General features: G+C 60.3%; 13 protein-coding genes. 3 read left to right on the forward strand and 10 right to left on the reverse strand.

The annotated features are described in order from the left end of the window. Window position 1: 1 nt before the first annotated feature. From AACY52_RS21345 to copC, 7 genes are all read right to left on the reverse strand, one after another. Window positions 2-529 carry a TRAP transporter small permease gene (locus tag AACY52_RS21345; RefSeq protein WP_339428163.1) on the reverse strand — a complete coding sequence of 176 codons (528 nt, stop codon included), beginning with the start codon at window positions 527-529 and terminating at the stop codon, window positions 2-4. 63 nt (window positions 530-592) lie between these two features. After that, a complete protein-coding gene (locus AACY52_RS21350; protein WP_339428164.1) occupies window positions 593-1,555 on the reverse strand; it encodes a TRAP transporter substrate-binding protein in 963 nt (320 codons plus the stop codon). A gap of 51 nt (window positions 1,556-1,606) precedes the next feature. Then, complete coding sequence (locus AACY52_RS21355; protein WP_339428165.1) at window positions 1,607-2,482, reverse strand: SMP-30/gluconolactonase/LRE family protein; 876 nt, start codon at window positions 2,480-2,482, stop codon at window positions 1,607-1,609. Window positions 2,483-2,511: 29 nt separating this feature from the next. Continuing rightward, the gene (locus tag AACY52_RS21360; protein ID WP_339428166.1) at window positions 2,512-3,336 is read right to left on the reverse strand and encodes an NAD(P)-dependent oxidoreductase; all 825 of its coding nucleotides are present in this window, start codon (window positions 3,334-3,336) and stop codon (window positions 2,512-2,514) included. Between the two features lie 141 nt (window positions 3,337-3,477). Next, on the reverse strand, window positions 3,478-4,740 hold the full coding sequence (locus tag AACY52_RS21365) for an OprD family porin (RefSeq protein ID WP_339420059.1): 1,263 nt from the start codon (window positions 4,738-4,740) through the stop codon (window positions 3,478-3,480). A gap of 183 nt (window positions 4,741-4,923) precedes the next feature. Then, a complete protein-coding gene (gene copD / locus AACY52_RS21370; RefSeq protein ID WP_339497300.1) occupies window positions 4,924-5,781 on the reverse strand; it encodes a copper homeostasis membrane protein CopD in 858 nt (285 codons plus the stop codon). Between the two features lie 3 nt (window positions 5,782-5,784). Next, entirely contained in the window at window positions 5,785-6,150 is a 366-nt protein-coding gene (gene copC, locus AACY52_RS21375) for a copper homeostasis periplasmic binding protein CopC (RefSeq protein WP_339420062.1), read from the reverse strand. Between the two features lie 116 nt (window positions 6,151-6,266). Between copC and AACY52_RS21380 the strand changes: the two genes are divergently transcribed. Then, the gene (locus tag AACY52_RS21380; RefSeq protein WP_049709047.1) at window positions 6,267-6,887 is read left to right on the forward strand and encodes a TetR/AcrR family transcriptional regulator; all 621 of its coding nucleotides are present in this window, start codon (window positions 6,267-6,269) and stop codon (window positions 6,885-6,887) included. 121 nt (window positions 6,888-7,008) lie between these two features. Here the strand turns inward: AACY52_RS21380 and preA are convergent, their stop codons facing one another. The 3 genes from preA to hydA form a co-directional block, all read right to left on the reverse strand. Continuing rightward, window positions 7,009-8,283: an NAD-dependent dihydropyrimidine dehydrogenase subunit PreA gene (gene preA, locus AACY52_RS21385; RefSeq protein WP_339420064.1), complete on the reverse strand. Its 1,275-nt coding sequence runs from the start codon at window positions 8,281-8,283 to the stop codon at window positions 7,009-7,011. Continuing rightward, window positions 8,283-9,650, reverse strand: a complete 1,368-nt coding sequence (locus AACY52_RS21390) for an NAD(P)-dependent oxidoreductase (protein ID WP_339420066.1) — start codon at window positions 9,648-9,650, stop codon at window positions 8,283-8,285. The genes preA and AACY52_RS21390 overlap by 1 nt, the downstream gene beginning before the upstream one ends. Before the next feature lie 78 nt (window positions 9,651-9,728). Beyond that, complete coding sequence (gene hydA / locus AACY52_RS21395; protein ID WP_339420068.1) at window positions 9,729-11,168, reverse strand: dihydropyrimidinase; 1,440 nt, start codon at window positions 11,166-11,168, stop codon at window positions 9,729-9,731. A gap of 591 nt (window positions 11,169-11,759) precedes the next feature. Here hydA and AACY52_RS21400 point away from each other — a divergent pair. After that, the gene (locus tag AACY52_RS21400; protein WP_339420070.1) at window positions 11,760-13,247 is read left to right on the forward strand and encodes an NCS1 family nucleobase:cation symporter-1; all 1,488 of its coding nucleotides are present in this window, start codon (window positions 11,760-11,762) and stop codon (window positions 13,245-13,247) included. Window positions 13,248-13,391: 144 nt separating this feature from the next. Beyond that, entirely contained in the window at window positions 13,392-14,675 is a 1,284-nt protein-coding gene (locus tag AACY52_RS21405) for a Zn-dependent hydrolase (RefSeq protein WP_339420072.1), read from the forward strand. Window positions 14,676-14,680: the final 5 nt, after the last annotated feature.

Below are 14,680 nucleotides of genomic sequence, written 5' to 3' on the forward strand. Positions count from 1 at the left end.
ATCAGGCGGCCCCTTCGCTTTCTTCAACCAGGTCGAAGCGCACGACCCGACGGTTGCTCTGGTCACCGAGCAGGAGTTTTTCCACGACAAAAATCAGCGTCAGCAGCCCGCCAATCGGGATCGGCATGTAGGTAATGCCCACGCGCAGAGTAGGGATGGCGCTCATGAACTGGTTCCACGTGGACATGCACAGCTTGGTGCCCCAGATCGTCATGAACAGGCAGACCGTCGCCATCAGCAATTGGGAAAAAATGCTGACGAGGCGGCGTTGTTGCGCCGGCAAGCGGTCAGTAACCATGGCCACCGACATATGCGCCCCGGCGCGGTAACTCGCGGCGGCGCCGATAAAGGTGAAGACCAGCATCAGCAGGATGGCGGTAGGCTCCGGCCAGCTTGCGCCGGTGCCGAGGATATAGCGGGCGAAGATGCCCCAGGGGATAATCAGTGCGACGCCGAGAACCGAAAGGCCGGCGACCCAGATGCAGGTCATGTAGATGCGGTCGTTGATGCGCAGCAGTAAATTATTCATGGCGTTCACCGTAACCGGGCGCGTCAGTGTGGACCGCGCCAGGCCTTGCTTAGGGGAGGGGCGTTATTGAACGGCGTCGATACGCTTGATGATGTCGGCGTAAGGCGCGCCGTACTTCGCACGCACCGCTGCGGTGGCGTCATAGAAGGGTTTTTTGTCGACGGTGATGAACTCGACGCCGGCGGCCTTGAGCTTGGCTTCGCTGCTGGCGGACTTGGCGTCCCACAGCACGCGCTCGTCAGCCTGGGCGGCCTTGGCGGCTTTCTTGACCATGTCCTGTTGCGCAGGGGTGAGTTTGTTCCAGGTGATTTTCGACATCACGATGGGTTCAGGCAGGATCAGGTGCTCGGTGAGGGTGTAGAACTTGGCGTTCTGGAAGTGGTTGTGTTCCAGCATCGTGGGCGGGTTGTTTTCTGCGCCGTCGATAACGCCGGTCTGCAGGGCGCTGAAGATTTCGCCGGTGTCCATGGCAATGCCGTTGGCGCCCATGGCATTGAAGGCGTCGATGAACAGCGGGTTGCCTTGCACGCGAATCTTCATGCCCTTGAGGTCTTCGATCTTGCGCACCGGCTTTTTCGTGTAGAGGTTGCGCGTGCCGCCGTCCATCCAGGCCAGGGCCACCAGGCCGAACTCGGAGTCGGTGATCTTGGCGAGGATTTCATCGCCGATTTCACCGTCGATGACCTTGCGCATATGCGCCTGGTCGCGGAACACGAACGGCAGGTTGAACACGTTCACGTCCGGCACCACCGGGCCGACGATGCCGAGGCTGACACGGGTCATCTGGATGGCGCCGACCTGAGCCTGTTCGACCACTTCTTTCTCGGAGCCGAGGACCCCGCCAGGGAAATACTTGAAGGTCAGTTCGCCGTTGCTTTCTTTGGTCAGGGCCTTGCCCATGTTCTCTTCTGCAACGACGGTGGGGTAGCCGGCGGGGTGGATGTCGGCGAATTTGATTTCCAGCGCGTTAGCGGCGCTGCTGAGGGTAAAGAATGCAGCGGCGAGCAAGGTGCGTTTGAAGTCCATGGGGGTTCATTCCTGTCTTGTTATTGTTGTATTCAAGGCATAGCGATGCAGCTAAAGGGTGAACGTAGGCTCCGGCAAACCGGTGATGCCGGGGTTGAGGGCAAACACGCCGCCGGACAGCGACTGCTCACTCGGGTCATCACGGATCGAGGTGACGAACAGGGTGTCCAGGCGGCTGCCGCCAAAGGCGCACATGGTGGGTTTTTTCACCGGTACGGTGAGGGAACGGTCGAGGCGACCCTCGGGGGTGAAGCGGTGGATGAGCCCGGCGTCATTGGCGCAGATCCAGTAGCAGCCGTCGGCGTCCACCGCCGCGCCGTCGGGTCGGCCGAGGTGGTTGTGCATATCCACGAACACGCGGCGATTGGATGGGGTGCCGCTGTCGATGTCGTAATCGAACGCCCAGATCTGCTGCACCAGCGGGTGAGAGTCCGAGGCGTACATCGTGCGGCCGTCGGGGCTGAAGGCCAGGCCGTTCAGGGTGATGAAACCGTCCAGCTGAGCGTGGGGCACCAGGCCTGACGCGTAGCGGTAGAGGACGCCCTCGGCCGCGTTCAACCCCATATTCAGCACCATGCTGCCGGCCCAGAAACGACCCTGGCGATCACAGCGGCCATCGTTCAGACGCATGTCCGCGCGTGGGTGCTCGACACTCGCCAGTGGCGTGGTGTCGAGGCTGCCATCGTTGTGCGGGGTGAGCTGGAAGAAGCCGGTTGCCATCCCGGCAACCCAGTTGCCCGCATCCGTGCGGGCGATGCAGGCGAGCATCTGCGGGGCTGTCCACGCAGCGATATGCCCAGTGGCGGCGCTCCAGCGTTGCAGGCCGCCGTTGGGGATATCCACCCAGTACAGGGCGTTTTCCTCGGGCACCCACACCGGGCATTCGCCCACGGCATTGCGTGCATCGACAATCAGTTCAGCGGTCATGGCAACTCATTCCCTTGGTTGGTGTGCGCTCAGTCACCGAACGGCCCAGCAGCGCAGAATGCGCCACCCTGGTAGACCTTGGCCGGGTCGTCGGCGGCGACCGGTGGCTGGGTTTCGACCTGGGCGCGGAACACTTCGGAGCTGTCTTTGGGGACGAAGCCCAGGTGCGCGGCGTAGCGGTTGTCCCACCAGGTGTCGAGGTTATCCGACATGCCGTAGACCACGGTGTGGCCGACGTTGGGTGTGTACAGCGCGCGTTCGAGGAGTTGGGTCAGGTCGTCGAAGCTCAGCCAGGTGTGCATCATCCGGCGGTTCTGCGGTTCCGGGAACGAGGAGCCGATGCGGATGCTGACGGTCTCGATGCCGTAGCGATCGAAGTAGAAACTGGCCATGTCTTCGCCGTAGGACTTGGACAATCCGTAGTAGCTGTCTGGACGGCGAGGGGAGTGGGCGTCGAGTTTTTCGCCCTGCTTGTAGAAGCCGATCACGTGGTTGGAGCTGGCGAAAATCACACGCTTGACGCCATGGCGGCGCGCGGCTTCGTAGAGATGGAAAGTACCGCAGATATTCGCGCCGAGCACTTCTTCGAACGAGCGCTCAACCGATACGCCGCCGAAGTGCAGGATCGCGTCGACGCCTTCCACTAAATGGTGCACGGCTTGTTTGTCGCAGAGGTCGCACGTTTGCACTTCTTCGCACGCGTCGGCAGCCGGGGCCATGTTGGCGATGTCCGACAGACGCAGTACCTGGGCGTAAGGGCGCAGGCGTTCACGCAGGACTTTGCCCAGGCCGCCCGCGGCGCCGGTGAGCAGCAGGCGGTTGAATGGAACGGGCGTAGATGTGGTGGTGGTCATGAGGGGTCCATTATTGTTGTAGGTTGTCGTATGACTTTTCAGAAGTATCGTTAGGGATTCCCCAGGTTGTCAACGCGCCATTGGTCGAAGTCACTCTCGCGTAGCCGCTGCCGAGCGCCAGCGGCTACGTAAATATGTGAATTACAGGAGTGAAATCGGATAGCTGACAAAAATCCGGTTCTCATCAAATTCGTTATTGCTGAAATCCCGACGCATGGTCGAGTTGCGCCATTTGACGTTGAGGTTCTTCAGCGCGCCGCTCTGCACCGTGTACGCCAGCTCCGATTCCCGACCCCATTCCTTGCCATCGGTGATCACCCCGGTGTGCACGTTACTGCCGCTGATATAGCGGTTCATCAGGGTCAGCCCCGGAAGGCCGAGCACCACGAAGTTGAAGTCATGGCGCACCTGCCAGGATTTTTCCTTTGCGTTGTCGTAGCTGGCGTTGTAACTGTCGTTGGCCAGGGCGCCGCCGCTGGTGCCGTTGATCCGCATCCACGCGCTGTCGCCAGTGAGTTTCTGCAGGCCCACATAGAAGGTGTTGCCGTTGTATTTGGCCGAGAGCAGGGCGAAGGCGGTCTTGTTGTCGAGGTCGCCAGCCAGGGCGCTGCCGTCTTCCTTGCCATTGAAAAAGCCAAGGTTGGCGCCCAGGGTCCAGTCGCCCACGGGTTGGCTGTGGGTCAGGTTGAAATAGTGTTGCTGGTAGATATCGCTGAGTTCGGCGTACCACACGCCGACCTGGGTGCGTTTGTCGTTGAACGTGTACTCGCCACCGCCGAAGTTGAAACGGTCCGAGGTAAACGCGGCTCTGCCGTTCATGAACATGTCTTCCATGCTCGCGTCGTTTCGCGGGCTGTTGCCGCGGAACTGGCCACCGTAGAGGGTCAGGCCGGCAATTTCGTTGGAGGTCACCTGGCCGCCGCGAAACGTCTGGGGCAGGGAGCGACCATCATCGGAGCGCAGGATTGGCAGCACGGGCATCCATTCGCCCACCTTCAATTCCGTCTTCGACAGCCTGGTTTTCAGCGCCACGCCCAGACGCCCAAAATTATCGGCGGGGCGGCCGTCATCGTGGATCGGCAGCAACTGGGTACCGCCGGTGCCTTTGCCGCCATCGAGCTTTTGCGAGTACAGGCCGAGCACGTCAATCCCGAAGCCGACCGTGCCTTGGGTAAAGCCGGATTTGGCATCGAGAATGAAGCTCTGCGTCCACTCTTCGGCCTTGCCCTGCGGGTTGGTCGGGTTGGTGAAGTTGCGGTTGAAATAGGCGTTGCGCAGGTTGAGCGTGGCTTTGGCATCGTCGATGAAACCTTCGGCCTGGGCATTGAGGGGCAGGGTGAACGCCAGGCTGCTGAGGCCGAGAAGGCCGATACGCGCGGAGGAATTGCGGGCGAATTGACTCACGGTGAAGCTCCCTTCGATTGTTGTTTTTATTGTTTGTCATACGTTGTCGTACAACATTAGACGGGATATTTGCGGGGATTTCGGGATGTGTCAAGCAGAAGTTGTACGATGATCTGCGCCACGGTGATGGCGTGTGGCCAGGGTCAAATAATATGGGAGCGTTCCACTTGAGGTGCAGTGGATTTAGCCGGCTATGACCATTGGCGGCAAGGTCCCTAGCAAGGAAACGGCCGCCACCGCTGAAACGCCTAGTAACCATTCAAGCATCACGCTGGTTTTCAAAGCGCCCAGCCGCTGTTCGCAATGCTCAATACGCAATCGATTCAGCACCGCCAGGGCCAGCATACCGAACACCAACATCACCTTGATCAACAGAATCAGTGCAAACCCGCTGAACAGCGGCGTCGGCCACAGCTGCCCGGTCAACACGCGCACATTGATCAATCCGGTCACCAGCAAACCGACGACCAGGGCATAACCCACGCCGCTGAAACGCCTGAGGATCGGTTCCAGCGTGAATGGCTGCGGCTGTTTGAGGATCAGCACCAGCAACAGCAACCCCCCAAGCCACGCGCCCACGCAGACCAGATGCCCCACCTGATTAAGGATCAGCAATTGCCCGCTGAGCCCATCCAGCATGGCGCCATGGCCCACAGGAGCGAGGGTCGCCAGCAGCGATGCGGTCAACGGCAGGCGCAATAGCGGCCAGGGTTTGATCAGCACAATCACCAGCAACAGGTTCAGCAGCAAATGCCAGGCCCACACCTGGCCAAAAAAGGTTTTGCCCAGCACCAGTTGGAGGGTGGCCGGTTGCAACGCCGCGTCCCAGCTGCCCGCCATACTGGCGGTGATCAACAGCAGCCAGGCGACGCCGGAGAACAGGCCCAACCCAGCGAGGCTGCGGGTGATACGCTCGAGTTGCCGATCCAGCACCGGCTGCGGTTCAGCGCCCAGCAGCCAGGGCCTGAATGCACAGGCCCCGAACATCAGCAACACGACGATGAAATGCGCAAAGCGGCACAGCACCAGCAGGGTTGCCATGGGTTATTGGCCGACCTTGAAGCTGTATTCGCCATTGCTCTTGTGGGTATCGACCGAGACGGCGTTCCACACCACTTTGTAGTTACCAGCAGCCAGTGGGGCGGCAGGCGTCACTACCAGGGTTTTCTTATCGGCGTCCGGGGTTTCCAGGCCCTTGATGGCGATTTCGGTGCCGTCCTTGCTCAGGGACACTTTGGTGAAGGTGGCCTCGACGCCTTCACTGAAGGTCAGGCGCAGATCAGCGGGCGTGGCGACGGTGCTGTCGGCGGCGGGTGTGGCGCTTTTCAGGTGAGCATGGGCAAACGCCGCCGAAGCCCCCAGCAAGGACGCGAGCAGGGCGACGGTGGTCACGGTTTTCTTGATCAACATTGTTCAATACCAATCAATGGGCAGGAGCAGGCAGTGTACGAAGTTTCGTTTCAGCCTGTCGCCCCGATCTAGAGCGAATGGTAGTCTTTGGGCTCTCTCGTTGTCAGGGAGCCCTCATGGGCAATCACAAGATCGGAATTCGTCGGGTCAACGTCGAAAAAATCCTGCTGGCGGCGGAGAAAATCTTCGCCGAAAAAGGCTACGGCAGCACCGCCATGGCCGATATCGCCGAAGAGGTGCAACTGCCGCGCTCAAACCTGCACTACTACTTCACCACCAAAAGTGAGTTGTACAGCGCGGTGCTGTTCGACCTGTTGGAAGTGTGGAAGCAGGACGCCCTGAGCTTCGAGACCTTTGATGATCCGCGGGTGGTACTCAGCAGTTACATCCGCGCCAAGATGCAGCGCTCGCGCACCCGGCCGTATGGCTCGAAAGTCTGGGCCAACGAAATCATCCACGGCGCGCCGACACTCGGGGAGGCGCTGGATGAAAGCCTGTACGACTGGGCCAAGATGAAGGAAGCGAAAATTCGCCAGTGGGTGGAGGACAAACGCATCCTGCCGGTTGAGCCGTCGAGCTTGCTGTACATGATCTGGGCCTCGACCCAGCACTATGCCGACTTTGATCATCAGGTGAAGATCCTGAATGATCACCAGCCTTTGTCGGATATGCAATTCGAGAAGGCGATACAGACGGTGACAGGGGTGATTTTGCGGGGGATTGGGTTGGAACCTTGATGTCACGGTGCGGCTGAAGGCCCCATCGCAGGCAAGCCAGCTCCCACCGTTGAGTGCATTGTTCCTGAAGGAATGCACTCGAATGTGGGAGCTGGCTTGCCTGCGATAGCGATCTAGAGCGCTACACAGCCTCTCGATAGGGATTCCTCGGATCTTGCGTCCAGTTCAAATACGGCTTGCCCGAGTCGATCGGCACCATCTCGATGCAGTCGGCCACCGGGCAGGTGATCTGGCACAAATTGCAGCCCACACATTCATCATCGATCACTTCGTACTTATGCGTGCCATCCGCCAATTTCAAACTGGCAATCGCCTGGTGCGACGTGTCCTCACAGGCAATATGGCAACGCCCGCAGCCAATACAGGCTTGCTGATCGATCTTCGCAATCACCTGGTAGTTGATGTCCAGGTACTTCCAATCCGTCGTATTACCCACCGCGCGCCCGGAAAATTCCTGCAGGCTGGCGTAACCCTGACTGTCCATCCACCGCGACAGCCCGTCCTTCATCTCTTCCACAATCCGAAACCCGTGCAGCATCGCCGCCGTGCACACCTGCACCGCGCCACAGCCAAGGGCAACGAATTCCGCCGCGTCGCGCCAGTTGCCGATGCCGCCAATGCCACAGATCGGCAGGCCCTGTGTCTGCGGGTCACGGGCGATTTCGGCGACCATGTTCAGCGCAATTGGCTTAACCGCCGAACCGCAGTAACCGCCGTGGGTGCTTTGTGTGCCAACCACCGGCAGCGCGACCATGCGTTCCAGGTCGACGCTGGTGATGGAATTGATGGTATTGATCAGCGACACCGCATCCGCACCACCGCGATACGCCGCGCGCGCCGCCACGCGAATGTCGGTGATATTCGGCGTGAGCTTGACGATCACCGGCAGCGAGCAATACGTCTTGCACCAACGCGTGACCTGCTCCACATACTCCGGCACTTGGCCGACCGCCGCACCCATGCCGCGCTCGGGCATGCCATGGGGGCAGCCGAAGTTCAGCTCGATACCGTCGCAACCGGTGGCTTCCACCCGCGGCAGGATGTTTTTCCAGGATTCCTCAACGCACGGCACCATCAGCGACACGATCAACGCGCGGTCGGGCCAGTCCTTTTTCACCTGGGTGATTTCCCGCAGGTTGATCTCCAGCGAGCGGTCAGTGATCAGCTCGATGTTATTGATGCCCAGCACTTCACGGTTGGCACCGTAGTGCGCCGAGTAGCGTGACGACACGTTGACCGCCGCCGGGTCTTCGCCCAGGGTTTTCCACACCACGCCGCCCCAGCCGGCTTCAAACGCACGGACCACGTTGTAGGCCTTGTCGGTGGGCGGCGCGGAGGCCAGCCAGAACGGGTTGGGGGCTTTGATACCGGCGAACACAATCGAGAGATCGGCCATTACGCTGCCTCCACATTCAGCATGAGTTGGGCGTGCATGGCTTCAGCGGCCAGCTTGCCGTGTTGCACTGCCTGCACGGTGAGGTCCTGGCCAAGGCTGACGCAATCGCCGCCGGCGTATACGCCGGGAATGCTGGTGCGCAGCTGTTCATCGACGAAGATTCTTTCACCGACACGTTGCAGTTGCTGGGCCAGCGGATCGTGCAGCGCCTCGCTGTCAAACCCTTGGCCGATGGCCTTGAAGATTGCATCGGCGGCCAGCTCGAAGGTTTCGCCGGTGGGGTGCAGGCGCCCGTTTTCCAGGCGCGTGCGCTGGAAGCGCATGCCGCGCACGTGGCCCTGCTCATCCAGCAGCACTTCTTCAGGCTGGGCCCAGGTCAGCAGGCGGACCTGGTTGGCTTTGGCGATGTCCTGTTCGTGGTGGGTGGCGCCCATATCTGCCAACCCTCGACGGTAAACGAGGTTCACATCACGAGCACCGAGGCGGGCCATTTGCACGGCCATGTCGATGGCGGTGTTGCCGGCACCGAGCACGATGCAGCGGTCGGCCAGGGGCAGCTGGGTCAGGTCGTCGGCTTGGCGCAGCTCGCGGATGTAGTCGGTGGCGGCGAGCAGGCCGGGAGCGTCCTCGTGGGCTAAACCGAGCTGTTTACTGGCGGCCAACCCGAGGCCGAGGAAGACTGAGTCGAATTGCGGGTGCAGGTCGCTCAAGGTCAGGTTGTCGCCCAGGCGCTGGCCGTGGCGGATCTCGATGCCGCCAATCTGCAGGAGGAAATCCAGTTCCTTCTGCGCGAAGTCATCCACCAGTTTGTACTTGGCGATCCCGTATTCATTCAGGCCACCGGCTTTTTCCCGTGCTTCGAAAATCACCACGTCATGGCCGTGCAAGGCGCTGCGGTGGGCACAGGCCAAGCCTGCCGGCCCGGCGCCGACCACGGCGATGCGCTTGCCGGTAGGCGCGGCGCGGTGGAAGGGGTGTTCGCTGAAGTGTGCATTGTCGATTGCATAACGTTGCAGCAAGCCGATCAGCACCGGGGCGCATTCTTCGGCGTTGTTACGCACGCAAGCCTGCTGGCAGAGGATCTCGGTGGGACACACCCGAGCGCAACTGCCGCCAAGGATATTGGCCGAGAGGATCTTCTGCGCGGCGCCTTGTACGTTTTCGGTGTGGATGTTGCGGATGAACGACGGAATGTCGATTTCGCTGGGGCATGCGTTCACGCACGGTGCGTCGTAGCAATACAGGCAGCGCGAGGCTTCCAGTTGGGCCTGGCGGGCGTTGAGCGGCGGCGCCAGGTCGGTGAAATGGCTGGCGAGCGTGGGTCCATCCTCAGCGGGATGGGGGAGGTGGGTCAGGGTCTGGATCACGGTGTTGGCCTCACGGTTATTGAGGTGCTGCCTCTGATGGGCATTGATTTTTTGGTGCCTGTGCTCGCGAATGCGATATCAGCGGTTCACAGCGACTGGCTTGGAATACGCCGCCCGCTTGCTCAACTGCTCAAACACCGCCGGATACGCCGGCCGCTCCACATACCGCCCGGCACCGCGTTCGGCACGCAGGTCGCCATCGGCCCAGACCAGCTTGCCCTGGCTGATGGTATGGCTCGGCACGCCGCGCACGGTTTTGCCTTCGAAGATGTTGAAGTCGACTTTCTGGTGGTGAGTCTTGGCGGAAATGGTCCGTGTACCCTCGGGGTCCCACAGCACCAGATCAGCATCGGCCCCCACGCGGATCGCGCCTTTGCGCGGATAAAGGTTGAAGATCTTCGCGGTATTGGTGGAGGTCAGCGCAACGAACTCCTGCATCGACAGGCGCCCGGTGTTGACCCCTTCATCCCACAGCAGCGCCATGCGGTCTTCGATCCCGGCAGTGCCATTGGGGATCTTGCTGAAGTCGTCACGGCCAGCGGCTTTTTGCTCGGCGCAGAAGCAGCAGTGGTCGGTCGCGGTGGTGTGCAGGTTGCCGGACTGCAAACCATGCCACAGCGCTTCCTGATGCCCGTGCGGGCGGAAGGGTGGGCTCATCACGTAGCCGGCGGCGGTCTGCCAGTCAGGGTGCTGGTAGACGCTGTCATCCAGCAGCAAGTGGCCGGCGAGTACTTCGCCATAGACCGGTTGGCCTTTGCTGCGGGCGTAGGTGATTTCATCCAGCGCTTCCTTGGTGGACACGTGCACCAGGTATAACGGCGTGCCGATGGTTTCGGCGATGCGAATGGCGCGGCTGGCCGCTTCGCCCTCTACCTGCGACGGGCGCGACAGCGGGTGCGCTTCCGGGCCGGTGATGCCCTGGGCCATCAGCTTGCGTTGCAGGTGATACACCAACTCGCCGTTCTCAGCATGCACCGTGGGCACCGCGCCCAGTTCCAGGCAGCGTTCGAAGCTGGCGACCAGGGTGTCATCTGCCGCCATGATCGCGTTCTTGTAGGCCATGAAGTGCTTGAAGCTGTTGATGCCGTGGTGGCTGACCAGTTCGGCCATTTCCTCGCGCACCTGCTCGCTCCACCAGGTGATCGCCACGTGGAAACCGTAGTCGGACGCGGATTTTTCCGCCCAGCCCCGCCACAGGTGAAACGCCTCCATCAAGGGTTGCTGCGGGTTGGGAATCACAAAGTCGATGATCGACGTGGTGCCCCCCGCCAGGCCTGCTGCCGTGCCACTGAAAAAGTCTTCACTGGCCACGGTCCCCATGAAGGGCAATTGCATATGGGTATGGGGGTCGATGCCGCCGGGCATCAAGAATTGGCCGCTGCCGTCGAGTGTTCCAGTGCCGGCGGGAATATCCAGATTCGTGCCAATGGCCCGAATGAGACCGCCTGCGCATAAAACATCGGCGCGGTAACTTTCATCATGGGTAATAACGGTGGCGCCACGGATCAACAGCGACATGTCGAGTTCCTCACAGGCTTGACCGGCTTGTGCCAGTTCTAAGTGTTGTAATGCTGCTTACCGATGGCGGGTTAATTCCTGTCATCAGTGACAGGAATAGAAACTAGCCCGAGTTTTTCGATTGAGCAAGAAGATTTTTTATAAGCTTATTCAAGCGTTAACTTATTGATTTATATATATAAAATATAAAAATCACCAAAATGTAGCGTTCACTCACCATTTTGACGCACTTGACAGGTTCCTAAATTGAGCAACATTTCTTATTGCAAATCAGGCGCTTGAGACATGCCTCTTGACGGGGGAGGGAAATAAAAATAATTGTGTTGCACCAGATTGAGTCCTGAGGGTTCTGACAACTTTCGTATTGTTTAGCCTGAGCAGTGCGGCATGTACCGAGGGATAAATCGGAAAGCTGATAAACATCAGCACGTTATATAAGCGGTGCGGGTTCAAGGTGGGGTGTCGGCACGGATATTGAGTGCAGTGGCGGCTGGCCGGGCCCGTGATGTCATGTTGTTTACGAGGTACTCCGGCCATCCAGCGCACAGCGTTGGATGAGCAAAAATAATTCGAAAAAACCGTGGAGCGGCCATGCAACAGAACAGATCGCAAGTCATTGAACGCAACGGCCTGTACGAATTAGACGCCGGCCCCGACGTCCTCGACAGCCCTCGCTACAACCACGACATGGCACCGTCCAAGGTGCACGAACGCACTTGGAACAAGTGGCACATCACCGCGTTGTGGGTCGGCATGTCGATCTGCGTGCCCACCTATACGCTGGGTGGGGTGCTCACCGCGTATTTCGGGTTGTCGGTGGGTGAAGCGCTGGTGGCGATCCTGCTGGCCAATATCGTGGTGCTGATCCCGTTGACCCTCAACGCCTTCCCTGGCACCAAGTACGGCATACCGTTTCCGGTGTTGTTGCGTTCGTCGTTTGGCATTCTTGGTTCGAACGTGCCGTGCCTGATCCGGGCGCTGGTGGCGTGTGGCTGGTTTGGTATCCAGACGATGTTTGGCGGGCTGGCGATTCACCTGTTCCTGGGCTCGATTTTCGAGGGCTGGAAGTCCCTTGGCGGCACCGGCGAGGTGATCGGGTTCATGATTTTCTGGACGCTGAATCTATGGGTGGTACTGCGCGGCGCCGAGTCGATCAAACGCTTGGAAACCCTGTCGGCACCGCTGCTGGTGGCAGTGGGGATTGGTCTGCTGGTGTGGGCGATGCCTAATGTGTCGATCAGCGAGTTGATGGCGATTCCACCCAAGCGCCCCGAAGGTGCGAGCCTCACCGGTTACTTCATGGCCGGCCTCACGGCGATGGTGGGTTTCTGGGCGACATTGTCGCTGAATATTCCGGACTTCAGCCGTTACGCCAAAAGCCAGAAAGACCAGATTCTCGGGCAGATCTTCGGCCTGCCGCTGACCATGTTCCTGTTCGCCTCTCTTGGTGTGATCATGACCGCCGCGTCGGTAAAACTGGTGGGTGTGAGCGTGTCCGACCCGGTGACCCTGATCGGCCATATCCAGAGCCCGGTGTGGGTCGCCGTGGCGATGGCGCTGATCATCGTCGCGACGTTGTCCACCAACACCGCCGCGAATATTGTTTCGCCCACCAATGACTTTCAGAACATCGCGCCCAAGCTGATCAACCGCACCACCGCCGTGATGCTCACCGGTCTGGTCGGGTTGGCGTTGATGGGGCATGAACTGCTGAAGAAGCTCGGGCTGATCGTTTCCGATGTAAGCCTGGAAACCGTCTACTCCAATTGGTTGCTGGGTTATTCAAGCCTGCTGGGACCGATCGCCGGGATCATGGTGGTGGACTACTTCATCACCCGCAAACAACAGCTTGATCTCGCAGGTCTGTACCGCGACGACGTGTACCCGGCGTGGAACTGGAGCGGGTTTATCGCGTTTGGCGTGCCGGTGGTGATGACCCTGCTGTCGCTGGGCAGTGATGCATTCAGCTGGTTCTACAGCTACGGCTGGTTTACCGGATCGGCGCTGGGTGGCGTGTTGTATTACGGCCTGAATGCCCGGCGTGGTGTCAGCCCGGCCACCGCCAAATTGCCTTTATAAACACGGTCAATGTGGGAGCTGGCTTGCCTGCGATAACGGTGTGTCAGCCACGGAAAATGTTGGATGTGCCGCCGTCATCGCAGGCAAGCCAGCTCCCACAGTTGACCGAGTCAGTTCATAAGAATATAGCCTGAGGAGATCCCCATGAACGCTGCCCTCGACGTTCTGCAATCCACCCATCAGCACATCAACCGCGACCGCCTGTGGCAGTCGTTGATGGACTTGGCCAGACTCGGCGCCACCCCCAAGGGCGGTGTGTGTCGCCTGGCTCTCACCGACCTTGATCGCAAGGCCCGCGACTTGTTTGTGCAGTGGTGTGAAGAGGCGGGTTGCACGGTGACCGTCGACGGCATCGGCAACATCTTCGCCCGTCGCCCGGGGCGCAACCCCAACCTGCCGCCAGTGATGACTGGTAGCCATATCGACACCCAGCCCACCGGCGGTAAGTTCGACGGTTGCTTCGGTGTGCTGGCGGGTGTGGAGGTGCTGCGTACGCTCAATGACCTCAAAGTGGAAACCGAGGCGCCGTTGGAAGTGGTGGTGTGGACCAACGAAGAGGGCTCGCGCTTTGCGCCCTGCATGATGGGCTCGGGCGTGTTTGCCGAGAAATTCACCCTGGCGGACACCCTGGCCAAGGTGGACGTGGACGGCGTCAGCGTGGGCGACGCGCTGAACGCAATTGGCTATGCGGGTTCGCGGCCGGTCAGTGGGCACAAGGTAGGCGCCTATTTCGAGGCGCATATCGAACAGGGGCCGATTCTTGAAGACGAGAAAAAGACCATTGGCGTGGTGCTGGGCGCCCTTGGGCAGAAGTGGTTTGACCTGAAACTGCGCGGCGTTGAAGCGCACGCGGGACCGACGCCGATGCACCTGCGCAAGGATGCCCTGGTGGGCGCGGCGGCGGTGGTGGCGGCGGTCAATGCGGCGGCGCTTGGGCATCAACCGCATGCGTGCGGCACCGTTGGCTGCCTGCAGGCTTACCCCGGTTCGCGCAACGTCATTCCGGGGGAAGTGCGCATGACCCTGGACTTCCGTCACCTGGAGCCGGTGCGGCTGGACTCGATGATTGCCGAAGTACGCAAGGTGATCGATGAAACTTGCGCCAAGCACGGTTTGAGTTTCGAGATGGCACCTACGGCAGATTTTCCACCCCTGTATTTCGACAAGGGCTGCGTGGACGCTGTGCGTGATGCCGCGAATGGGCTGGGGTTGTCGAACATGGACATCGTCAGCGGGGCAGGGCATGACGCGATCTTTGTTGCCGAACTGGGCCCGGCGGGGATGATTTTTGTGCCCTGTGAAGGCGGCATCAGCCATAACGAAATCGAAAACGCCGCACCGGATGACTTGGCGGCGGGGTGTGCGGTGCTGCTAAGGGCGATGGTGGCCGCGTCGGCGGCCATCGCCAGCGGCAAACTGGCGGCCTGAATGGC

The sequence above is a fragment of the Pseudomonas sp. EA_65y_Pfl1_P113 genome, from assembly GCF_963970525.1.
GTDB lineage: Bacteria > Pseudomonadota > Gammaproteobacteria > Pseudomonadales > Pseudomonadaceae > Aquipseudomonas > Aquipseudomonas tritici.

What these genes read in the sequence shown, in the direction of transcription:
- AACY52_RS21345 (WP_339428163.1), bottom strand. Translation starts at nt 529, where the DNA reads ATGAATAATTTACTGCTGCGCATCAACGACCGCATCTACATGACCTGC.
- AACY52_RS21350 (WP_339428164.1), bottom strand. Translation starts at nt 1,555, where the DNA reads ATGGACTTCAAACGCACCTTGCTCGCCGCTGCATTCTTTACCCTCAGC.
- AACY52_RS21355 (WP_339428165.1), bottom strand. Translation starts at nt 2,482, where the DNA reads ATGACCGCTGAACTGATTGTCGATGCACGCAATGCCGTGGGCGAATGC.
- AACY52_RS21360 (WP_339428166.1), bottom strand. Translation starts at nt 3,336, where the DNA reads ATGACCACCACCACATCTACGCCCGTTCCATTCAACCGCCTGCTGCTC.
- copD (WP_339497300.1), bottom strand. Translation starts at nt 5,781, where the DNA reads ATGGCAACCCTGCTGGTGCTGTGCCGCTTTGCGCATTTCATCGTCGTG.
- copC (WP_339420062.1), bottom strand. Translation starts at nt 6,150, where the DNA reads ATGTTGATCAAGAAAACCGTGACCACCGTCGCCCTGCTCGCGTCCTTG.
- AACY52_RS21380 (WP_049709047.1), top strand. Translation starts at nt 6,267, where the DNA reads ATGGGCAATCACAAGATCGGAATTCGTCGGGTCAACGTCGAAAAAATC.
- preA (WP_339420064.1), bottom strand. Translation starts at nt 8,283, where the DNA reads ATGGCCGATCTCTCGATTGTGTTCGCCGGTATCAAAGCCCCCAACCCG.
- hydA (WP_339420068.1), bottom strand. Translation starts at nt 11,168, where the DNA reads ATGTCGCTGTTGATCCGTGGCGCCACCGTTATTACCCATGATGAAAGT.
- AACY52_RS21400 (WP_339420070.1), top strand. Translation starts at nt 11,760, where the DNA reads ATGCAACAGAACAGATCGCAAGTCATTGAACGCAACGGCCTGTACGAA.
- AACY52_RS21405 (WP_339420072.1), top strand. Translation starts at nt 13,392, where the DNA reads ATGAACGCTGCCCTCGACGTTCTGCAATCCACCCATCAGCACATCAAC.